Origin of the sequence: Paenibacillus silvae (assembly GCF_014639235.1) — a bacterium.
Taxonomy (GTDB): Bacteria; Bacillota; Bacilli; order Paenibacillales; family Paenibacillaceae; genus Paenibacillus; species Paenibacillus silvae.
Genome location: NZ_BMFU01000009.1, coordinates 90,905 through 113,278 on the forward strand (window position 1 = coordinate 90,905; position 22,374 = coordinate 113,278).

The 22,374-nt window shown below is 49.4% G+C and carries 19 protein-coding genes and 1 pseudogene; 11 read left to right on the top strand and 9 right to left on the bottom strand.

What is annotated here, in order from left to right; all coding sequences use genetic code 11:
* Nucleotides 1-9: 9 nt before the first annotated feature.
* The 3 genes from glpK to IEW26_RS23300 all read left to right on the top strand — a co-directional run bounded on the left by glpK (nt 10) and on the right by IEW26_RS23300 (nt 4,665).
* Complete coding sequence (glpK, locus tag IEW26_RS23290) at nt 10-1,497, top strand: glycerol kinase GlpK (RefSeq protein WP_188594096.1); 1,488 nt, start codon at nt 10-12, stop codon at nt 1,495-1,497.
* Nucleotides 1,498-1,930: 433 nt separating this feature from the next.
* The gene (locus tag IEW26_RS23295; RefSeq protein WP_229729991.1) at nt 1,931-3,589 is read left to right on the top strand and encodes a glycerol-3-phosphate dehydrogenase/oxidase; all 1,659 of its coding nucleotides are present in this window, start codon (nt 1,931-1,933) and stop codon (nt 3,587-3,589) included.
* Between the two features lie 71 nt (nt 3,590-3,660).
* Entirely contained in the window at nt 3,661-4,665 is a 1,005-nt protein-coding gene (locus IEW26_RS23300) for a Gfo/Idh/MocA family protein (protein ID WP_188594097.1), read from the top strand.
* 267 nt (nt 4,666-4,932) lie between these two features.
* On the opposite strand, the gene IEW26_RS23305 is transcribed toward IEW26_RS23300, so the two are convergent.
* Nucleotides 4,933-5,220, bottom strand: coding sequence for a winged helix-turn-helix transcriptional regulator (locus IEW26_RS23305; protein WP_111270690.1), 288 nt, complete (start codon nt 5,218-5,220; stop codon nt 4,933-4,935).
* 436 nt (nt 5,221-5,656) lie between these two features.
* Here IEW26_RS23305 and IEW26_RS23310 point away from each other — a divergent pair.
* Nucleotides 5,657-5,911 (top strand): annotated as a pseudogene (locus tag IEW26_RS23310) (DoxX family protein); the annotation flags it as partial.
* A 104-nt stretch (nt 5,912-6,015) separates the two neighbouring features.
* Here the strand turns inward: IEW26_RS23310 and IEW26_RS23315 are convergent.
* The 5 genes from IEW26_RS23315 to IEW26_RS23335 all read right to left on the bottom strand — a co-directional run bounded on the left by IEW26_RS23315 (nt 6,016) and on the right by IEW26_RS23335 (nt 9,464).
* Nucleotides 6,016-6,852 carry a DNA alkylation repair protein gene (locus tag IEW26_RS23315; RefSeq protein ID WP_188594099.1) on the bottom strand — a complete coding sequence of 279 codons (837 nt, stop codon included), beginning with the start codon at nt 6,850-6,852 and terminating at the stop codon, nt 6,016-6,018.
* 103 nt (nt 6,853-6,955) lie between these two features.
* The gene (locus tag IEW26_RS23320; protein ID WP_188594100.1) at nt 6,956-7,633 is read right to left on the bottom strand and encodes a Crp/Fnr family transcriptional regulator; all 678 of its coding nucleotides are present in this window, start codon (nt 7,631-7,633) and stop codon (nt 6,956-6,958) included.
* A 124-nt stretch (nt 7,634-7,757) separates the two neighbouring features.
* Nucleotides 7,758-8,267 (bottom strand): AbrB/MazE/SpoVT family DNA-binding domain-containing protein, encoded by a 510-nt coding sequence (locus IEW26_RS23325; RefSeq protein WP_188594101.1) that lies wholly within the window; start codon nt 8,265-8,267, stop codon nt 7,758-7,760.
* Between the two features lie 148 nt (nt 8,268-8,415).
* The gene (locus tag IEW26_RS23330; protein WP_111270658.1) at nt 8,416-9,096 is read right to left on the bottom strand and encodes a CidB/LrgB family autolysis modulator; all 681 of its coding nucleotides are present in this window, start codon (nt 9,094-9,096) and stop codon (nt 8,416-8,418) included.
* Nucleotides 9,093-9,464, bottom strand: coding sequence for a CidA/LrgA family protein (locus IEW26_RS23335; RefSeq protein ID WP_188594102.1), 372 nt, complete (start codon nt 9,462-9,464; stop codon nt 9,093-9,095). Before IEW26_RS23335 ends, IEW26_RS23330 begins: the two co-directional genes overlap by 4 nt.
* 210 nt (nt 9,465-9,674) lie before the next feature.
* On the opposite strand from IEW26_RS23335, the gene cidR reads away from it, so the two are divergent.
* From cidR to IEW26_RS23355, 4 genes are all read left to right on the top strand, one after another.
* Complete coding sequence (gene cidR / locus IEW26_RS23340; protein WP_184181057.1) at nt 9,675-10,568, top strand: cidABC operon transcriptional activator CidR; 894 nt, start codon at nt 9,675-9,677, stop codon at nt 10,566-10,568.
* Between the two features lie 93 nt (nt 10,569-10,661).
* Nucleotides 10,662-11,519 (top strand): carbon-nitrogen hydrolase family protein, encoded by an 858-nt coding sequence (locus IEW26_RS23345; protein WP_188594179.1) that lies wholly within the window; start codon nt 10,662-10,664, stop codon nt 11,517-11,519.
* Nucleotides 11,520-11,570: 51 nt separating this feature from the next.
* Nucleotides 11,571-12,251 (top strand): GNAT family N-acetyltransferase, encoded by a 681-nt coding sequence (locus IEW26_RS23350; RefSeq protein WP_188594103.1) that lies wholly within the window; start codon nt 11,571-11,573, stop codon nt 12,249-12,251.
* A 203-nt stretch (nt 12,252-12,454) separates the two neighbouring features.
* On the top strand, nt 12,455-13,126 hold the full coding sequence (locus IEW26_RS23355; protein WP_188594104.1) for a GNAT family N-acetyltransferase: 672 nt from the start codon (nt 12,455-12,457) through the stop codon (nt 13,124-13,126).
* A 246-nt stretch (nt 13,127-13,372) separates the two neighbouring features.
* Here the strand turns inward: IEW26_RS23355 and IEW26_RS23360 are convergent, their stop codons facing one another.
* Together IEW26_RS23360 and IEW26_RS30665 are read right to left on the bottom strand one after the other, a co-directional pair.
* Nucleotides 13,373-13,576, bottom strand: coding sequence for a hypothetical protein (locus IEW26_RS23360; protein WP_229729992.1), 204 nt, complete (start codon nt 13,574-13,576; stop codon nt 13,373-13,375).
* A 737-nt stretch (nt 13,577-14,313) separates the two neighbouring features.
* A complete protein-coding gene (locus tag IEW26_RS30665) occupies nt 14,314-14,814 on the bottom strand; it encodes an antibiotic biosynthesis monooxygenase family protein (protein WP_188594106.1) in 501 nt (166 codons plus the stop codon).
* A 158-nt stretch (nt 14,815-14,972) separates the two neighbouring features.
* On the opposite strand from IEW26_RS30665, the gene IEW26_RS23370 reads away from it, so the two are divergent.
* Entirely contained in the window at nt 14,973-17,291 is a 2,319-nt protein-coding gene (locus tag IEW26_RS23370; protein WP_188594107.1) for a helicase C-terminal domain-containing protein, read from the top strand.
* Between the two features lie 217 nt (nt 17,292-17,508).
* On the top strand, nt 17,509-18,996 hold the full coding sequence (locus IEW26_RS23375) for an alpha-amylase (RefSeq protein ID WP_188594108.1): 1,488 nt from the start codon (nt 17,509-17,511) through the stop codon (nt 18,994-18,996).
* Nucleotides 18,997-19,598: 602 nt separating this feature from the next.
* Here IEW26_RS23375 and IEW26_RS23385 read toward each other — a convergent pair.
* On the bottom strand, nt 19,599-20,357 hold the full coding sequence (locus IEW26_RS23385) for an MBL fold metallo-hydrolase (RefSeq protein WP_188594110.1): 759 nt from the start codon (nt 20,355-20,357) through the stop codon (nt 19,599-19,601).
* Nucleotides 20,358-20,606: 249 nt separating this feature from the next.
* Here IEW26_RS23385 and uxaC point away from each other — a divergent pair, with 249 nt between their 5' ends.
* Complete coding sequence (gene uxaC, locus IEW26_RS23390) at nt 20,607-22,046, top strand: glucuronate isomerase (protein ID WP_145404590.1); 1,440 nt, start codon at nt 20,607-20,609, stop codon at nt 22,044-22,046.
* Nucleotides 22,047-22,374 lie beyond the last annotated feature (328 nt).

Genomic DNA, 22,374 nt, shown 5'->3' on the forward strand with positions numbered 1-22,374 from the left:
GGGTTCCGTATGGAAAAATTTATTCTGGCCCTGGATCAGGGCACAACAAGCTCCCGAGCAATACTTTTTAACCACAGCGGCGAGATTGTACACATCGCACAACAGGAGTTTCCGCAGTATTTTCCCAAGCCGGGCTGGGTGGAGCAGAACGCCAACGAAATCTGGAGCTCTATTCTGGCGGTTATGGCATCATGTCTGGCTGAGAGCGGCATCAAGCCCGCACAGATTGCAGGGATCGGCATCACGAATCAACGGGAAACCGCAGTCGTCTGGGATAAGCAAACGGGCAGACCGATCTATAATGCGGTGGTATGGCAGTCCAGACAGACAGCATCGATCTGTGATGAGTTGAAAACGCAAGGGCTGGATGACTTGTTTCATCAGAAAACAGGTCTGCTGATCGATCCATACTTCTCGGGCACGAAAGTGAAATGGATTCTGGATCATGTGCCTGGTGCCCGCGAACGGGCCGAAAAGGGAGAGCTGCTGTTTGGCACGATTGACAGCTGGCTGATCTGGAAACTGAGCGGTGGAACACATGTGACGGACGTATCCAACGCCTCGCGTACATTGATATACAACATTTACGATCTGCAGTGGGATGATGAATTGCTGGGCATTCTGGATATCCCTAAGGCAATGCTGCCGGAAGTACGTGGCTCCTCTGAAATATACGCACATACGACAGACTATCACTTCTTCGGTCACCGGGTTCCGATTGCAGGGGCGGCAGGGGATCAGCAGGCTGCGCTCTTTGGTCAAAGATGTTATACCAAGGGCAGTATGAAAAATACATATGGCACCGGGTGCTTCATGCTCATGAACACGGGAGAAGTGCCTGTGCAATCCGACCATGGGCTGATTACAACGATTGCCTGGGGAGTTGACGGCAAGGTTCATTATGCGCTGGAGGGCAGCATCTTCGTGGCTGGCTCGGCTTTGCAGTGGCTGCGGGACGGTCTGCGCATGCTTCGTTCCTCCAAGGATAGCGAAGACTATGCCAAGCGGGTACCGACAACGGATGGAGTCTATATGGTACCAGCCTTTGTCGGGCTCGGAAGCCCGTATTGGGACAGTGATGTGAAGGGAGCGATATTTGGTCTTACCCGCGGCACAACGAAGGAACATTTTATCCGTGCAGCACTGGAGGCGCTGGCTTATCAGACCAAGGATGTACTGGGAGCGATGGTGACGGATTCTGGCTATCCGGTTCATACTTTACGGGTGGACGGTGGTGCTGCAGCAAATGATTTTCTGATGCAGTTCCAAAGCGATATTCTGGGCATTCCGGTAGAGCGTCCATCGGTGAACGAAACAACAGCACTTGGGGCAGCGTATCTGGCAGGTTTGGCAGTCGGATTCTGGTCCGGGGCAGATGAACTGAACAATCATGATCATACGGAGCGTGTCTTCGAAGCGGTGATGGCGGACGATGAGCGGCAGCAGTTGTATTCCGGCTGGCAGCGAGCAGTGAAGGCTGCGATGGCTTTCAAATAAAGCCCGTTATACGGTTGGAAGACAAGGGACAGAGGAGAACTTTTCTCTATTACAACAAATGGTCATTTGTACTTTTTCGTTAAATATATGTTATTAATGAGATTTATTGGTGGAAAAAGATGTATGATTTACAGGGATTATATTCCTGTTATGCATGAAGGGTTTGCCCACAATAAGGAAAAATAAAAATTTAGTGGGTTGCTTTGAAAATACATCCTTGTGCTAAAAAAACTTTTTGAATTGTTTTTGAATATTGTGTCAAATCAGGCCTTCACGCCGCCGAAAATCTGTGATAGGATTATGTTACAAGTTAAAAAATGATGTCTGGAGATCGGGAGGGACCACGTGCGTTCAGCAATTGCTGAACGAATGACGTGGTCCTTTTTTTGTTGTTTTTTTAGAGAAAATAAGGGAAATAATGGGGGTTCATCATATGGCGATCATGTTCTCGGCAGCACAACGAACAGAAATAATGGAGCAAATGTCGAATGCACAATTTGACGTGTTGATTATCGGAGGTGGCATTACGGGAGCAGGCATTGCACTGGACGCTGTGTCTCGTGGGCTGAAGACGGCTTTGGTGGAAATGCAGGATTTTGCGGCAGGTACATCAAGCCGCTCGACCAAGCTGGTTCACGGCGGCTTGCGGTATTTGAAGCAGTTTGAAGTGAAAATGGTCGCCGAGGTAGGGCGGGAGCGGGAGGTTGTCTATGAGAATGGTCCGCACGTCACTACACCTGAGCCGATGCTGCTGCCTATCTACACGGACGGTACATTTGGCCGTTTCAGCACCTCCATCGGTTTGATGGTGTATGACACGCTTGCGGGAGTGAAGCGCAGTGAACGGCGGCAGATGTTGAATGCCAGTGAAGCTGCTGCGGCTGAGCCTTTACTGCGGAAGCAGGGGCTGCTGGGAGGCGGGCGTTATGTGGAGTATCGGACAGATGATGCGAGACTAACCATTGAAGTCATGAAGGAAGCGGTCCGGCGCGGAGCATTGGCGGTCAACTATGTGAAGGCATCCTCCTTCCTGAAGGAAGACGGGATCATTACAGGCATTCAGGCGGTGGATCAACTGAATGGAAGCAGCTATACACTTCGGGCCAAAAAAGTGATTAACGCTTCGGGGCCTTGGGTGGATACGCTGCGTGAAGTGGATGGCTCGCGCCAAGGCAAAACGCTGCAGCTGACCAAGGGCATTCATCTGGTATTTGATGGTGCACGATTTCCGCTGCGGCAGGCGGTTTATTTTGATACACCGGATGGACGCATGGTCTTTGCTGTGCCGCGAGACGGCAAAACCTATGTAGGCACAACAGATACAGTGTACCGTGAAGACCCGGCGCACCCGTTAATCTCGGAAGCGGATCGTGATTATGTCATTGACGCGGTGAACGGCATGTTCCCGGATGTTCAGATTCGTGCAGAGGATGTCGAATCCGGATGGGCAGGCGTGCGTCCGCTCATTCATGAGGAGGGCAAGGGCCCTTCCGAGATTTCACGTAAGGATGAAGTCTGGGTATCGGATTCAGGTCTGATTACGATTGCTGGCGGTAAGCTGACGGGTTACCGCAAAATGGCCGAGATGGTTGTGGATCTGGTTGCACGTCAGCTGCAGCAGGAATACGGGGACAGCATTGGCCCGTGTGTCACCAAAAAGATGCCCATCTCTGGTGGGCACGTTGGCGGCTCAACCGGATACGTATCGTATACCGAACGCAAAATCAAGGACGGTGTTGCATTGGGACTGGATCGGCGTGTGGCGGAGCGTCTTGCCCGCACCTATGGCTCCAATGTTGATGCGCTGTATGAGCGTATGCCTGAACCGCGGACCAAGGCGGAGCTTCATGGCATGCCGCAAGAACTTTTGCTGATGCTTCGTTATGCAATGGAGGAAGAGATGGCGGCTACGCCGACAGATTTCTGGGTACGCAGAACGGCGGATTTATTTTTTCGCATTGACGAGGTTCGTCGTTACAAATCAGCAGTCAGCGCTTATATGGCGGAGCAGCTAGGCTGGTCCGAACAGCAGACGGAAGCTTACATGAAACAGCTGGATCAACTGCTGCTGGAAGCATCCGGAAAGAGCTAGGGCGGCAGGATTTTGTAGATCTGGGTCGAATGGAACATGTAAGCGCGTAACACAGAGAGGGGATTACATCCATGACATTACAGATCGGTATCATTGGCACGGGTTGGTTCAGCAAAGTACACGCAGATATTATTACTCGTATGGAAGGTGTTCGTGTCGCAAGTGTATGCGGGACAACGCTTGAAAAGGCGGAAGCGATGGCTTCCGTATATGATGCTGCCGGATACGAGCAGTTGGAGCATATGCTGGATGGGGAGAAGCTGGATGCCGTATACGTCTGTGTACCTCCAATGTCTCACGGGTCCATTGAAGCCGAGTTGATTAAGCGAGGAATACCTTTTCTGGTAGAGAAACCGCTGAGTACCGGAATGGACATACCGCTCCACATCGTAGAGCAGGTGCAGCAGTCACGCTTGTTAACCTCTGTAGGATACCATTTCCGTTATCAGGAGGCGGTCCAGGTCATGAAGCAAGCCATGCAGGAGCAGAAGGTAGGCATGGCGCTGGGGCGCTGGATGGGCGGAATGCCTGGGGTCAGCTGGTGGCGTCGCCAGGAAGGCTCGGGAGGGCAGTTTGTCGAACAGACAACACATATCGTCGATTTGCTCCGCTTCTGTGCAGGTGAAGTGACGGAGGTCTACGCCGTCGCAGCCCAGCGCAGCATGCATGAGAAGCATGAGCATGTAACCGTGGCTGATGTGGCCAATGTGACGCTGAAGCTGGAGAGCGGTGCTATTGCAAGCATTGCGAATACGTGCCTGCTTCCTGATGGTGAAGGCGGGGCGGGACTTCAATTTTACACGGATGCCGGTGTATGGGATTGGACGCCAGAGCGTCTTCTTGTGCCGGATGCAGCTTCACATCCGATGGCAGGACTTGAGGTTGCAGAGGGGCCTAACCCGTATGAACGGGAGAACGAGGCATTTATTCATGCTCTGCGAACCGGTGACCGTTCCCGCATCTTGTCCGACTATGCGGATGCCTGCCGCACCCAAGAGATCACAACCGCTGCACAAGCATCGGTGGAGTCAGGGCTGCCTGTAAAGCTCCAGTCCTCATCGCACGTCGCTCGGTAGAAGAGAAATCATGGCTGCCAATAAAGAATTCAGAGGCGGTATGCTAGTTGTAACATAAAGCTTCGACCGATATTCAATGGAGTTTCATCACAGCTTCAGCAGTGCTTTCACCTATAGCTGCAAAACGCAAATACGCCTGCAACCCGAACCCTTTTCTCTATGGTTCTGGTGCAGGCGTATTTATGTTGCTCGCCAATTGTAGCGTGAGCCGTCGTTCTATCAGAAAAGCTAGCCCTTTGTTTTTGCCTTGGCGTTCATTTAACCAAGCTACTTTATTTGCTGCTGTTCTTTCAACCAGTCCGAGGACCAGCTGTAGATTTGATTAATGACAGGTTCGATCGCTCTGCCTTTAGGTGTAAGCTCATATTCCACACGGGGAGGAATCTCGGGATACATATGCCGGGTGACAATGCCTTCCGTTTCCATTTCCTTCAGACGCTCTGATAACAGTCGCCCGCTAATGGCCATTTCGGCCTCCAGCTCTGTGAACCGTTTGGGTCCGGACAACAGCTGATACATGATCAGCAGCACCCACTTTTTCCCGATGATATCCATCGCCTGAGTAATCAAGCAGGGACTTGGAGATTTAACTTTTCTCAGCTTCAACGTGTTTCACCTCGATTCATAAGAGATATGACATATTAGGCTATATAAAAGGACAAAACGTTCTGCCGCTCTACAAAATACAAGCACCTTCCATAAAGATAAAGGGTTACTTCCAGATATGATGAAAGGTCACTACAAAATATACTGTAACATACCTTTTGTATGTATTATACATCATTTCAAGAAAAATTACTTGAAGAAATTATCTTATTATTATATACTCACTTCATAAAAGTAAGTTTGTGAATAATAATGTGTATTGAATTTATATCTAATGTTTAGTGAATACGAAGCGTATAGTGCTTCCCAAAACTCAGTTCCTTTAGAGGACTTTTACATATATTACTACTGTAATCTTTAGTTCAACTTAGAGAGCTTCTCTTATCCAACCTGGACGATGTATCTACTTGGCGCATTGGAACTGCTGAGTGCAGTAGGGCTGCTTATTCCGCGTACCCGTATTTTGGCTTCAGGTGTACTGACCTTCATTCTGATCGGAGCTGTAGGCAGCCACCTGATCTATGCACAATATGCGGCTGTTCCATTCCCGGCTGTACTGCTAATAGCTAACATTGGAGTGCTGCTGGTAAGCCTGCGGCAACTGGAAGAAGAGGAAAGCCTGGAGATGGTACAGGCCTAATGCCGACCTGACAAGGCTCCAGGGAAAAATGAGGAGCTGGCGCTCGCTGTGTTCTGCATTCTGTATTCAAACAGGGACAGTTTCATGTTTCAAGTGTGATGGGATCAGATGCTTCGCTGCCCACGTTTTACGATTCGCTGCGTGTACCTGGTGTCCGATTGCTCGATCCAATCGGCACATACCTGGCGTACCCACTCCGGAGTAGTTTTACTCGCATCGTTGAGCCAGTTGCTGACAGAATTTTGTACATACAGATGGTCATCCGATTTTACTGCGGATAATAAGGGAAGAGCCAGCGCCGGATTTTCCTTCAACGGCTGAATATGTTTCGCCCATACCCCGCGAGGTCGGGTGGATTCAATAGCAAAGCGCCTGATCATCGGATCAGGGTCGGTGCTCCAGGGGATCAACGCTTGAAGAGCTGCCGACAGATCTGCACGGATGGAATCCCGTACAGCCATCCAGGCAATCTCTCTCACGCCAAAGTGATGATCTGCCGCAAAAGCGCGAATCTGTTCGAGCTTCTCTGTCACATGCAGTTCGGGATGAAGTCCGATAATATATGCTGCCCAGCAGCGAACACTGTCTGAACGGTGCTTGGCAAGAAAGTTGAACAGCTGTTTGTTTTCCTGCTCAGACCTTTTCTCCATATACTTCAGCCACTGCCTGCCAATCTCGGGAATGACTTTCATAATGCGCTGTTCATCCTTTTTTCCGAGTCTTGCGGTGACCTCCCGAGTGGAGACAGGTACTTCTAGTTCACGCGTAATTTGCTCCAACAGAAGAACATGATTGACGGCCAGCCATTCGGTTAAATTTACGGATTCAATCGTTCCTGATTGCAGCAGACGGTGGATGTGTGCCGGGATTTCAGCGGCTTTACGCGCACCTTTGCGAAGCAGAATGTCTTCAGGGATAGTAACATCTGAATGGTCATTCATTGTATAACCTCCTTGCTTGTCTGAACTCATTATGTATACCATACAATGGAACAGGAGTGCAGAGATGTAAGCTGGCTTACATCTCTAAGCATCGAGAAGCTGTTTAACGGAATGCCTTGAGCTCACTCGCGTGAAGAGCAACCGATTTAAACGAGGTACGTATGCGGCCTGCCTGCGAGAGCTCTTTCATCGCAGCCGTAACGGATTCTCTGGAGGCGCCAGCCATCCAGGCAATTTCCTGATGTGTAATGCCGGACTGAATACGGCAGTATCCATCCTCTTTCGTCCAACCGTTCCGTTCAGCCAGCCGGCACAGGTTATGCATGATTTTGTCATGTAAATTGCCGAGTGCAAGCGTTTGTGTCAGCTCACTCATTTGTTTGATCCGCTCACTCAGCACGTTCAACATGCTCATCATAAATGCCGGATGCTCCACTAAAAACTGCTCAAATCGCCCTCTATCCATCAAGCAGATATCACAAATCTCTATTGTTTCAATATATAAAGCGCGTGTACCAAGCGAAAGTTCATTCATCTCTCCAAAGACGTTACCTTCACCCAAAATATCCACGGTGAACTGCTTGCCTTCCGGATTTAACGTGTACAAGCGAACCTTCCCCTTTTTCACAAAATAGAAACCTTCCGTAAACGTAGCGGGTGTCTGAATCGTTGTGTGTTTAGGGAACGTTGTAATAGACGTCATGCTGTCCATCTCAATCAGATCTGCTTCAGATAAGGAGGACATGAGGTCGAATTGAGACAGGTACAGGATTTTATTCATAAGGCTCCTTTCACTGGACATAAAAAAGTATAAAAAAAGAAGAACCCGATGAAGCCAGGGTTCTTTCGCAGCCCGCCTTCCTATACATGGAAGGTGCACTGTTTATTCATATGCTATTCTTTGACTATAGTAGCTTTTTGAGTTGAGAGACGCGTCCTTGGCTGATACCAAGTTTCTCCGCAATTTGCTGTTGAGCGAGGCCTGGATGCTGTTCAATAATTTCTTTCATCTGTTGCAGCATACGTGCTGTCTTGGGCCTCAAGTCGGGGTAGTCCTGGCTTGCCGCCATATCTCCATCATTCCATGAAGGAGCAGCGGGTTTGGCAGCAGGACGCTCTTTAGGTGGAGAAGCCTGTTTATTCTCAGGTACGAACCAGTCGGGAGTGTCATCTGGGTGTTTTAATTGAATTGCACAAGTCCGGCAGATGAATTGCTCTTTGAAATACATTTCCGTATCCACGTCACCGCAAAAAATACACAATGTTGATTTGTACTTTCTTAAAATCAACTCTTTCCCTTCAATGAAAAATTCAAGCGGATCGCCGATATGGATTTCCATTGTATCCCGCATTTCTTTGGGAAGCACAATTCGTCCGAGACGGTCCAGAGATCTCTTCATTCCGGTTCTTTTCATCGCATCTCCCCCGCAATATTAACATTAAAACCTGTCCTTATTGTAAGGAAGAAAGGGCTTTAATACAACAATAATATTTCAAAAAATAGGGATTGTTTCTACTATTATGGGAAAATAAGTTTGTGTTTACGGGAAAATAAGTTTGCATTTACGGAAAAATAAGTCTGGAAAGCGCGGGAGCAACGGCCAACGTGAAGAGAGCTGCCAATACCATGGAAATACTGGAGATAGTGCCTGTCAAAGAACTCAGTTCAAAGGCTTTCGAAGTTCCCGTGCCGTGAGCACCCGTTCCAAGCAGTGTACCTCGTGCGATCTCGCCATCAATGCGCAGCATTTTGACTATAGAAGGTCCCATAATTGCGCCGAGAAGCCCTGTCATGATCACAAATACTGCTGTAACCGCAGGAATTCCCCCGATGGAAGCCGACACATTCATGGCAATCGGTGTTGTAATCGAGCGTGGAATCAGGCTGTGAATCAATCCGGAGTCCAGATGCAGCCATTTGGCGAGCAGGGCGGAAGAGAGCACTGCAACGACCGAACCCGTCATCACGCTGACCACGATCTCGGATATATGTTTTTTTAGCACATGGAAAAAGGTATATAGAGGCACGGCAAATGCAACTGTAGCGGGCTGCAGCAGCAGACTGAGCCATTTCCCCCCGCTGCTATAAGCGGCGTAATCTGTCCCGGTGGCGAGCAGTACACCTACAACCAGCAGTGGTGTGATGAGCAGAGGTGAGAGGTACACTTTGGGCAGGCTGCGATACATGCGTTTGGCTACCCAGTAGATTCCGACCGTTAACAGTAAACATAAAAATCCAATCATCCCGTGTGACGCTCCTTTCGTTTGGCAATACGTGTAGCAACCAGGCCCGTGCAGGCCATAACCAGAAATGTGCTCAGCAGCACGATAAATAAAATCTGCAGTCCGTCATGCTCCAGCATCGGCATGTAATTCATGATGCCAACGGCCGACGGAATAAAAAATAAAAGCAGCTCGCCGAGCAGCCACGCCGCTCCCACCTCGATCCACCGCAGCTTTACCATACCGGTCTGCAGTAGAATAAATAGAATGACCATTCCGATTATTGAACCGGGTACAGGCAGATGGAGAGCACGGGCCAGCTGGTCCATGAGCAGTGAGAAAACCATTAACAGCGCAACCTGCGCAATACCGATGCCCCATTTTTTCACCTGAATCCCTCCTTGTATATCCGTGTAAGATTTCATGAATTTGATATGATTAGTTATTTTTTTGAAAATGAAAGGAAACGTTGCTTCGTATCACAAATTTTACAGTGCATCTTTTCATGAGTAAAATGCATATTAAGAATGTTTTCTATTCCATTTGTCTATGACAAGGGTATGAGCTTACGATGGTAAAAGAAGGAGCGGGGATAGGCCATGGATATTCGCCATCTACAATATTTTCTGGAGGTTGCCCGGCAGCAGAGCTTCACAAAGGCCGCCGAGGTGTTGTATATCACCCAGCCTACCATTAGTAAAACCGTGAAGAGTCTGGAAGATGAACTGGGCGTTACCTTACTTGACCGATACGGGAAGCAAGTTCAATTAACGGATGCGGGGCATGTCTTTTTTCGGCAGGCACTGGAGATTGAAAAATCGTTCCGCAGTCTCTCCTCCGAGCTTGACGATCTGATGAATCTGAAGAAGGGCCATCTGCGCATTGGTCTGCCGCCAATGGTTGGATCGAGCTTTTTCCCGATGATTATCGGTGAATTCCACAAAGCGTATCCACAGGTGAGCATACAGCTGTTCGAGGATGGAGCCAAAAAAGTAGAGGCAGATGTGATCAGCGGGGCTTTGGATATCGGTGTGGCGGTGCTGCCTACAGTGGATGAGGTGCTGGATCATTTTGTATTTGTGCATGAAAAGCTGAATCTGCTCGTACATCCTTCACATCCGCTTGCAGGGAAAGAGTCGGTGGCGCTTCAAGAATTGGAGCAGGATGCGTTTGTTTTGTTCCGAGAGGACTTTGCGCTCCATGATCGCATTATTGTGGCCTGTCAGCAGGCTGGTTTTCAGCCGCGAGTGGTCTATGAAAGCTCGCAATGGGACCTGCTGAGTGCGATGGTAGCCGCCAATCTGGGTGTAGCCCTGCTGCCAGAGACGATCTGTCGTGAGGTGGACCATATGCGTGTACGGATTATTCCGGTCGGGGAGCCGGTTATTCCGTGGCAGCTCGGCATGATCTGGCGGAAGGACCGGTATCTTTCTTTTGCCGCGAGAGAGTGGATTGCCTTTACCCAGTCGAAGCTGGGAGAACAGGTGAAATGATGCCGGATCATTGATACAATGAAGGAACGGAATGTAGGGAAAGAGCATGATGAGGTACAAGGTAACACACATATTGGTGGAGGTGTAGGATTTATGAAACTGCGGGTATCCGCTGTACAATATCAATTGCAAACGATTAGCTCATTTGAGGAATTTGCCGCACAGGCGGAGCATTACATACGGACAGCTTCCGAATTCGGAACGGAATTTGTGCTGTTCCCTGAATTTTTCACAACCCAATTAATGTCCATTGGAGACGCACAAGGGAATGCGCTGACCATCGAAGATTTGCCTGAATTTACGGAGCAGTATGAGCAGCTGTTCGTCTCACTTGCGGCCAAGTATAACATGCACCTCATCGGGGGCACACATGTCATTCGCAAGGAAGGCAAGCTGTACAACACAGCGCATATGTTTTACCCGGACGGACGGATCGCACGCCAGGCGAAGATTCATATTACGCCAACCGAAGTGACGGAGTGGAACATGGCTGCGGGTGACGGGCTTGAAGTGTTTGACACGGACAAAGGGCGCATTGCGATGCTGACCTGTTATGATATTGAATTTCCAGAAATCGTACGTATGGCAAAAGCAAAGGGTGCGGATGTTATTTTCTGTCCTTCCTGTACGGACGATCGCCACGGCTTCTATCGGGTACGTTATACAAGTCATGCCCGTGCGGTGGAAAATCAGGTATACGTTGTATTAACGGGAACGGTGGGTCATCTGCCGACGGTGGATTTCATGCGTGCCAATTATGGGCAAGCTGCGATTATTACGCCGAATGATGTACCCTTCCCGCCGCGCGGTATTCTCGCGGAAGGTGAGATCAACAACGATATGATCGTCACCGCTGACCTTGATCTGGATCTCTTGTACGAGGTGCGTGAACGCGGTTCGGTAACGACCTGGCGTGACCGTCGCACAGATCTGTACACGGATTGGGAGTAGAGGAGTAACATGTGACTCATCATCTGAGCTTGGGAAGGAGGCACAGGCAGAATGTATATGAAGGAATTGCTGATAACTGCGCCCGCTGGTGATGGCAAAAAGGGCAGGGCTAAAGCAGTCATTCGCAACTATGCAGCGCCCGACTTTGAAGAGCTTATTCGCATTCAGGCGGAGAGTTTCCCGCCGCCATATCCGGAGGAGCTGCTCTGGAACAAAGAGCAGCTCGGCAGCCATGTGCACCATTACCCCGAAGGGGCGATCTGCATTGAGGTTGATGGGGAGCTGGCTGGATCAATGACCTCACTGCGGATGCAGTGGGACCCGTCACACCCAGCCAGCCATACGTGGGCCGAGGTCACGGATGACGGGTATATCCGCAATCATCAGCCAGATGGAAACACGCTGTACATCGTTGATCTCTGTGTGCGGCCGAAATATCGGAAGTGGGGACTGGCTCAGCTTATGATGCAGTCCATGTACCATCTTGTGATCGCGCAGGGGATGGATCGTCTGCTTGGGGCAGGACGGATGCCGGGATATCATCGGGTGGCTGAGCAGATGTCAGCGCAACAATATCTGGATCAGGTTGCTGCTGGAGAAAGGCATGACCCGGTTATTTCTTTTCTGCTACGATGCGGGCGTATGCCTGTTGGAGTAGCTGCGGATTATCTGGATGACGAGGAATCCTGCAATCATGCCGCTCTGATGGAGTGGCGTAATCCGTTCCGATAAAGAGAGGGTTTGTGCATGTGCACTGTGTCAGCGGGTCCGTATGTCCATGGGCGCTATGTCCGCTAGTCCGCGTGTCTATATATCTATGCTGACATTAGCGAACTTAAACAAAATACAGACGCAGATTTTTCTCTCCAGATCGCTGTTTGTTGAACCAAACTGTTGCACTTAATACATATTTAAAAATAAGGAGGATATTTTCTATGGAATTTACACGTATTACATCTATTCAGGACCCATTGTTTGCCCAGATGCACAAGCTGATGCAGGAGATTTTTCCGCCAGAGGAAGTGCTGGACTTTCAGCTATGGGCTGAGCCGTTGGAAGACCCGGGTATTCGGGTGTTTGTCGCTGTACATGAAGGCCAAGTTGTTGGTTCAACAGAGTACCGTTATTATGAGGACTGGAACGTAGCCATGACGGATTTTACGATTATTGGACGTGAAGGCCTGGGCATTGGTGCTTTTTTGGCCAATCACCGCAAGCGTGATCTGCAGCAGCTTGCCGCTGTAAACGGTAAAGAACTGTTCGGCATGTTCGCTGAAATCTACAATCCGTATTTGAGTCAGGACCATGCGTTTGGCGGCATTAAACCGATGGACCCTTACGTGCGCCGCGAAGTGTTGTCGCATCTGGGCTATCAGCGTCTGGATTTCCCATATGTGCATCCATCCTGGCAAGGTGACGGTGAAGCCGTAGGAGGCTTGGATCTGTGCTTTATGCCGGGTGACGATTCGCTGGTAGAGCTGCCCGCAAGTCTGGTGGCTGATTTCCTGAATCGCTATTATGCTGTGCTGCCAAACAAACCGCAGGAATGGCTCGCCATGGTTGAGCAGCTGAACGCTCATGAATCCGTGGCATTGCGCCCGTTGTAGGTGAATGAGTGCAGAGACGAGGCGTACAATTCATTATTTAAGAAGTGACACGATGATATAGAAGCGATAGCTAGAACCTGGACAAGTGTAAGTAGGTAAATGTAAGCAGGCAAGAAAAGAACAAGCCCAGCTACAAGTACAATTGTCAGCTAAAAGTACAAGTAGAAGATGCCAGAGAGTAGCAGCGGAAGTACAAGTACCACCAGTACAAGTACGGTGCCGATAAAGTAAAATTACAGGCATCGATCAAAAGTACAAGTACAATGATCGACTACAAGTAAAAAACACGACAGCCAGTAAGTGTATCATTATAAGCAAAATATCCGTACAAATATAAGCGGAAGTGTCAGTATAAATGCAAGTACCGGTTACAATTAGAAGCACCAGCACCAGCACCAGCACCAGCACCAGCACCAGCACCAGCACCAGCACCAGCACCAGCACCAGCACCAGCACCCGCGCCAGTAAAGTAAAATCACAGTACCTTGCAGGTGGAATTACAGGGCGATGGGTATAGTTGTAACACGTGGCAGTTCACATCAATAAGTGTAAAGACTCACTTTTCAGACCACACAGATGGTTTGTGCGTGGGTCTTTACTCTTTTCTATTTTCTGTAAAGAGGAGAGATGATGAGAAACAGTGCGAAGACCATGCTGGTTGTTATACAGCGAGGAGTATATCCTGGAGTGGAAGTGCAGCGGAATTTTATGAAGCAGAGATTCAACGCAACGAGGGTGGTTATCTCTAGTGCAAGAGCGATTAAGGCGATGGATCACTTATTGAAGAGGTTGAGATGGGCTAACGATCTCAGGAAGCCTTATTTAGTCGTTTGGCGGCACTTTCCAACGCTAACGATTCTGAGAAACGCTATTTCAGTGAATTATGCCCATTTCTCGCCCTAAAAGCATTGTTTTGTAGCAAATAAGCTCTGCTGGATTCGTTAGAATTTCAGCGGAGCTAAAATGGGCCCAATAGCGTTTCCTGAGATCGTTAGAGTTTGGAAGAGTATCCGTACGGTCCATTTATATCGCTAAAATGTTGGAGATCATCTGGACCTATGTCATGAAAATAGACACTACGCTACGGATCGGACCTATGCCATGAAAGTAGACTACTACGCTAAGGATTTGTCCGTAAATTTCATTGCAAAACGACCGCTACAATGAATAATTAGTATGCGTTTGCCCTACTCAATCGTATACGTGGTTACAAACGATGGACGCGGGAACATGGTTGGCTTCTGCGCCGTCAGACCTTCACTTGTGCTGCGGTTGCGGTGAGCGTGGTTGTAGGCTTGTGACTGCTGCCAGCCCTTGAAATGTTCCTCCGATTGCCAGAGCGTAAGCACGACATAAGTATCATCCTTGAGCGGACGAAGTACGCGAATGCCGACGAATCCAGGCTCGTCTTCTACTTTGCGGGCACGGTTCTTAAAACGTTCCTCAAAATCAGGCCGTCCATCTTCCGTAACAGGTATGTTGTTCAGCACGACGAATCCACCGCCTGTCCATGATCCTGCGGCATCGAATGCCTCATAAGCAGCCACCTGCTCATCAGACTCGATGTTCGGCAGGCGATCTTTCGTTTCAATTGCAAGACGCACCTGATCTCCTGCGCCTTTCAACGTCAGATGTGGATACGCAGCAAGTGCATCCGGCAGTGGGGCTGGAACCAAATAAATATACATAGGAAGTTTGCCTCCTTGTTTGTTTGTGATATAAGCCAGTACAACGTATATCTTCAACATAGCATATGGGCAGAGACAAGTGCAATTTCCCAGAAATATGGTTAGCGTACACCGTTTCATGATAAAGTATATAGACTACAAGCAGAACGGGTGATCGTATGATAACAACAATTCGGATATCGGTTAGACCACTAGTGGAGTACGTGTATCGCAGTGGCAGTATACGTCCGGGGTTCCGCACCAATGCTTCAATGCAGGAGGGAACACGTATTCACCAGCGGGTGCAGAAGGCATATGCCGAAGAGGATTTGAAGGAAATTGTGCTTGAAGCCGAGCTTCGGCATGGAGAGCTGACTTATGTCATCGAAGGACGGTGTGACGGTCTGATCCGGCTGGAAGGCCAGCTGACGGTGGATGAGATCAAGTCAACCGCGGGCAATTTGGACGAGCTGGATGGCGGGCTTGAGGTACACTGGGCGCAGGCGATGATGTATGCGTATATGTATGCCGTTCAGCACGATGAGCCACGCATGCAGGTACAGCTAACGTATGTACATTCGGTGACGGGCGAAGAGCGGCGGTTTCGGCGTATGGCCGAGCGGCAGGAGCTGGAGCAGTTCGCAGCAGAGGTGATTGCCGGATATGCACCATATGCGGAGATGATTGCCGCTTACGAAGCGGAGCGGGACGTTAGTGTGCGCGAGCTGCCGTTTCCTTTTCGCAAATACCGGGAGGGACAGCGCAAGCTGGCAGGGGCAGTGTACAAAACGATTCGTGAAGGCCAGGGACTCATGGCCAAGGCGCCCACAGGCATAGGCAAAACGATGTCCGTGCTTTTCCCTACGGTGAAGGCCATCGGTGAAGGCGAGGCCAGCCGACTGTTCTACCTGACTGCGAGAACGACCACGAGAGTGGCGGCTGAGGAAGCCTTTGCCCGGATGCAGGCAGAGGGATTGAAAATGCATGTTATCAGCCTGACGGCGAAGGACAAAATTTGCTTCAAGGACGAGGAAGCCTGTGATACTGGCCAGTGCGGCATGTGTGAAGGGTATTATGACCGGATCAATGGCGCTGTGCTGGACATGCTGGAGCATGAAACCTTGATGACACGGCCCGTTATTGAGCAATATGCACGTAAACATCGGGTGTGCCCGTTTGAGTTTTCACTGGATGCGGCTTACGCGGCGGATGCGGTAATCTGCGATTATAACTACATTTTCGATCCGCGTATATCGCTCAAGCGTATGTTGGAGGAACAGAAGCGCAAGACCGTTCTGCTGGTGGACGAGGCGCATAATTTGGTGGACCGCGGGCGGATGATGTTCTCAGCAGAGCTGGAAAAGGCTGTTTTTCTCGATGTCAAAAGAGAATTCCAGACGCTGGGCAGCGATGTGCCTGCCGCCAAAGCGATTGTGGATTATACGGGAGCGATTGACAAGTATCTGATCACACTTCGCAAGAATGGCGGGGAAGAAGGCAAGATTATTCAGCAGGAGGCACCGGAGGAGCTGATTGAACGGCTGGAGCCATTTATTCTGGTAGCCGAGCAGTGTCTGGTTGAAGGTGGGTCAGGTAATTCCGAGACGGATCAGCTGCTGCTGGATGCCTATTTTACGGCGCAAAATTTTGTGCGCATTGCCAAGCTGTATGACGAGCGTTTCATTACGTATGCAGAATGTGTGCGCAGCGAGGTACGGGTGAAGCTGTTCTGTCTGGACCCGTCCCAGCAGCTGCGTCAGACGGCAAAGGGCTTCCGCTCGACCATTCATTTCTCGGCTACTTTGTCACCGCTTCGTTATTACCGGGATATGCTGGGGGCAGAGGAGGAGGATTACACGCTGCAGATTCCATCCCCGTTCAGCAGGGAACAGCTGGATGTGCGGCTAATGCCGCTGTCCGTGCGTTACAAGGACCGGGAGCGCACCAAACGTCCGATTGCCGAAATGTTACAGCAGCTTGTTTCTGAATGGCCGCACAGCAATTTGCTGGTGTTTTTCCCTTCCTACCCGTACATGCGGGAGGTTTATGAAGCATATGCGCAGCTTCCGGGTGCAGGTGATGCGGATACGGTCATGCAGGAGCAGGGGATGAATGAGCAGGAGCGTGAGCAGTTTTTGGCGGCGTTCCAGCCGCACCCCGAGCGTACACGTCTTGTTTTTGCCGTTATGGGCGGTGTGTTCTCGGAGGGTGTCGATCTGCCGGGAGACCGTCTGAACGGTGTTGTCGTTGTCGGTGCGGGACTGCCGCAGATCGGTCTGGAGAACAACGTGCTGCGGGATTATTTTGACAAGTCGGGACGCAACGGCTTTAACTACGCTTATGTGTTTCCGGGCATGAACAAGGTGCTTCAGGCTGGAGGCAGACTTATCCGAACCGAAGAGGACAAGGGTGTGCTGGTGCTGGTCGATGACCGGTTTACACAGGAGCCTTATCGTTCGTTGCTGCCTGAAGAATGGCTGGATCATAAGCGAATTTGACGTTGTTGAATGATAAGGGAGATAGCATTGGCTCACCAATTTTGCTGATTTTTCATATTTGATGAAATAATTTTGTGAATTTTCTCAACATTCTTTCATTTTCATGATTGAAACATGGGGTAAACGGGTTATAACTTGGTTAGCACGAACGAACAACGGCGATCCCCTATCCGTTTCGCGGTCCGCTTCGAATGCAAATCAAGGAGGTCGGTTTGTCATGAAGAAAAATCATACCATGATGCAGTTTTTTGAATGGCATTTGGCAGCAGACGGCAATCATTGGAAGCGACTGGCTGAGATGGCCCCGGAACTGAAAGCAAAAGGCATAGACTCGGTATGGGTACCCCCTGTCACCAAAGCTGTATCGGCAGACGATACCGGTTATGGTGTGTATGATCTGTACGATCTGGGCGAATTTGATCAAAAGGGTACCGTACGCACCAAGTATGGCACCAAGCAGGAGCTGGTGGAGGCCATTGCCGAGTGTCAGAAGAGCGGTATTGCCGTTTATGTGGATTTGGTCATGAATCACAAGGCTGGGGCAGATGAGAAGGAAGTATTCAAGGTGATTGAGGTTGATCCTCATGACCGGACGAAGGAGATTTCCGAACCGTTCGAGATTGAAGGCTGGACCAAATTTACTTTTCCCGGACGCGGCGACCAGTATTCCTCCTTTAAATGGACGTCCGAACACTTCAACGGTACTGATTTTGATGCCAAAGAAGAACGGACGGGTGTGTTCCGAATTTCCGGAGAGAATAAAATGTGGAATGAGAATGTCGATGATGAGTTCGGTAACTATGACTATTTGATGTTTGCCAATATAGATTACAACCACCCCGATGTGCGGCGTGAGATGATCGAGTGGGGCAAATGGCTGATCGATACGCTGCAGTGCGGCGGTTTCCGACTGGATGCGATCAAACATATCAACCATGAGTTTATCAAGGAATTTGCTGCGGAGATGATCCGTAAACGCGGGCAGGATTTCTACATCGTAGGAGAGTTCTGGAACTCGAACCTTGATGCCTGTCGTACGTTTCTGGACACCGTGGACTACCAGATTGACCTTTTTGACGTATCGCTTCACTATAAATTTCATGAGGCTTCCCTGGCGGGGCGTGATTTCGATCTTTCCAAAATATTTGAGGATACCCTCGTTCAGACACATCCGACCCATGCGGTAACCTTCGTGGACAACCATGATTCACAGCCGCATGAGGCGCTGGAATCCTGGGTTGGCGATTGGTTCAAGCCGAGTGCTTATGCGCTGACGCTGCTGCGTCGCGATGGATACCCGGTTGTCTTTTACGGCGATTATTACGGCATTGGCGGTCCAGAACCGGTAGAGGGCAAAAAAGAAATTTTGGACATTCTGTTGTCAGCTCGCTGCAACAAGGCTTACGGAGAGCAGGAGGATTACTTCGATCATGCCAACACGATCGGCTGGGTGCGCCGGGGCGTAGAAGAGATTGAAGGGTCCGGCTGTGCCGTTGTGATCTCCAATGGAGATGACGGTGAGAAGAGAATGTTTGTCGGAGAGCATCGGGCCGGGGAAGTGTGGGTCGATCTGACACATAGCTGCGGGAATGAAATTACGATCGAGGCCGATGGCTGGGCTACCTTCCACGTATGTGGCGGAGGTGTCTCCGTCTGGGCGCTGCCAGAGCAGCATGACGATTGTAGCACCAGTGCCGGTAATTAGTGGTGATAAGTGTTGATTTTTAAATAAGGAACCACCTGAAGCTGAATAGTCTCCTCAGTCGCGCAATGTTTTTTGAAGTGAGGATGCTGTTCGTACAGACGCGCTGCCGCGTGCTGATTCGGGTGGTTTGTTGTTTTTTAACGGTTCGATGTAGCTTTCTTGCAGGAAGCTTTCAGGCGATTGTTTCGTTTTCCAAATCTTTTTTTCCTCACTACCTTTCATTCCTCACTGTTAACGGGTATCCACTTTTTATTCTAGTTCAACTTATATAGCTTGTAATTCTATAGCTTGAAAAAATCTACTATTCTAACGATCTCAGGAGAGCTTATTTGCCCCTGTACAGCGATGCTGAAGATGTAACGATTCGCAGGAGCCTTATTTTGCAAATATTCGGTCAAAACCGCCTCATTTACCCCATTTTCACCTAAATAGCGTTTCTGGGGATCGTTAGCGCAGAGAGGCTGGGGAATGTCTCCGCTCAGTAGATGGGTGAATAAAAGTGTAAGTGTACCATCTATTCGGACCGCCATCCCCACCTATTTTCAATTGCTTCTAGCCAAGTGATCTCTGCAAACTCCCGGGTTAATTCTACTTCCTGCTCCCTATTCCCTATTCCCCAGATCAAAGGACTCCAGTGTGCCAGCCATGCGCAGATCATCAGGGTGTGCGCGGTTGAAGGCGGCACGTTTCTCCGCATCGGCATATTCATCATGGTAGTGCATCAGCACCGTTTTCTGCCTTACTTCAGCGGGGAGCTGCTCCAGATCCTTCAGAGAAGTATGGGATTTGATGACCAGATCATGCATATGACATTCATGGAATATGAGCTGTACATCTGGCGCAATCTGCTCCACCCGCTCACGATCAAGAGTGCTGTCTGCACTATAGTAAAAATAAGGCTTCGCCATCAGCCCGTTGCTGATCATGCCAGGAACATGCTGCGTGCGAAATGTCTCGAATGTTACCCCTCCCAGCTCAAAGCTTCCTCCATCCGGCAGTGGCACAACATCATAATAATCGCTCATCGTGCGCTCTCCGTCTGTTGTATATCGCATGCCTGGAGAAAGGATGCTCCACAGCGGTTCGACCAGTTCCTCATGAATGAACAGGCGTGGTTTGCGATCTCCTACAATCTGTGCATAATAACCAAGCATCTGTACGCCGTTAATATGATCCTCATGCAGATGAGTGATAAACACATTATGAACGCCAGTCATGGCAAATCCATATTCCTTGAGTGCTTTGGCATTGGATTCGGGGAAATCGATCACCAGATGAGTGTCTCCGAATTCGGCAAGCATACTGTTGTGGTGCTGCTCTACGCTGAACATATCCCCTGTGCCAAGAAAAGTGAGCTTCATCTATTTCATCTCCTTATCAACCAGATTGAAGACCATATGCAGTTCAATGTGGTACATGGTGTGGTGATCTTCATATCGGTATCATTTGCGTTAAAATCAGTATACCGTGTTCCCCGGCATATGCCTAAATCAACCTTTTTTGAGAACGCTATCATTTTGTATTGAACTTTGAGAGCAAACGGTGTAGCGTAAAGATGGGAAGTGCACTTATATGAACGTAAACTCACCTAAAGGGAGCGTGCAAGGCGAATGAAATCTTTTCTGGATGAACAGTTCTTGCTTCACAATGAAACGGCAGTCAGGCTATATGAGGAATATGCCAAAGACATGCCGATTATGGATTATCACTGCCACCTCAGTCCTCAGGAAATTTACGAAAACAAAACATTTGGCAATCTGACGGAGGCCTGGCTATACGGCGACCATTACAAATGGCGTCTGATGCGAGCTAACGGGATTGAAGAAAAATATGTAACAGGCGGCGAAGGTGTGACGGATTATGATCGCTTTCTCGCTTATGCCAAAACGGTGCCAATGATGATCGGCAACCCGTTGTATGCCTGGTCTCATCTGGAATTACAGCGTTATTTCGATGTTCACGACATCTTAAATGAGACAAGCGCTCCCGCGATCTGGGAAAAGGTAAATGCGAAGCTGATCGGTGAAGGCTTCGGTGCGCGTGATCTGATCACCAAATCCAATGTCACGGTTGTATGCACCACCGATGATCCAACGGATTCACTGGAGTATCACCTGAAGATTCAGAAGATAGAAGATTTTGATACCGCTGTCCTGCCGTCATTCCGCCCGGATAAAGGCCTGGAATTGAACCGGGACACCTTTATCGAATGGGTAGCGAAGCTTTCACAGGTAGCGGGCACTGAGATTACAGACTATGACTCGTTCCTGGCAGCGCTGGAATCCCGTGTCGAATTTTTCCACTCCGTCGGCGGGCGTGTATCTGACCATGCACTGGATTATGTACCGTACGCAACAGCCACTCGCGAGGAAGCAGCCGCAGCTTTTGCCAAAGCACTTGCCGGAGAAAAGGTTTCCCGAGCGGAAGAGGACGGGTACAAAACCGTTACGCTGACATTCCTTGGCAAGCTCTATGCAGAACGCGGATGGGTGATGCAGTTCCACATCAATGCAGCACGTAACAACAATACCAAAATGTTTAAACAGCTCGGTCCTGACACGGGTTATGATGCTGTAAATGATACACCGTTATCCGCGGCGGTCATCGGCTTGCTTGATACGCTGGAGCAGCAGGATGCTTTGCCGAAAACGATCCTCTACTCCCTCAACCCACGGGATAATGAAGTGCTGGCAGCAATCATTGGCAGCTTCCAGGGCGGGGGTACTCCGGGCAAAATTCAGCTCGGTGCAGCATGGTGGTTCAATGATACGAAGGATGGCATGCTCGCTCAGATGAAAGCACTGGCGAATGTAGGGCTGCTCAGCCGTTTTGTCGGCATGTTAACCGATTCCAGAAGCTTCCTCTCGTATACAAGACATGAATACTTCCGCCGCTTGCTCTGCAACCTGATCGGTGAATGGGCGGAACAAGGCGAAGCACCAAACGATATGGAGCTGCTTGGTCAGATTGTACAGGGAATCGCATACAACAATGCGAAGGCCTATTTCCCGTTTAATGCTGTGCCGGAGAAGGTCTCTGTCTCCAAATAACATCGTGTTTCATTGATCTGTATGACATGTCATTCGTTCTAAGATTCATATGGTTATGAATAGGCTCTCGATTTCCTCTGCGTGGTACAACCAGGTGGAGGGAAACGAGGGCTTTTTGATCTGCCTGAACTGGTCTGAACCGGTTTGAACCGTCATGAACAGGCCCTTGGAAAATGGATGCATTTGTCACGCATGAAATGATTGACATAACCATAAGCTGAACATATACTTAGTATACCTAATTAATTGATTGACTATTAAATTGGATAGCTATTAAATAAGTGACCTATTTAATAGACAGACTATGATTATTCTGACGGACGTTCTG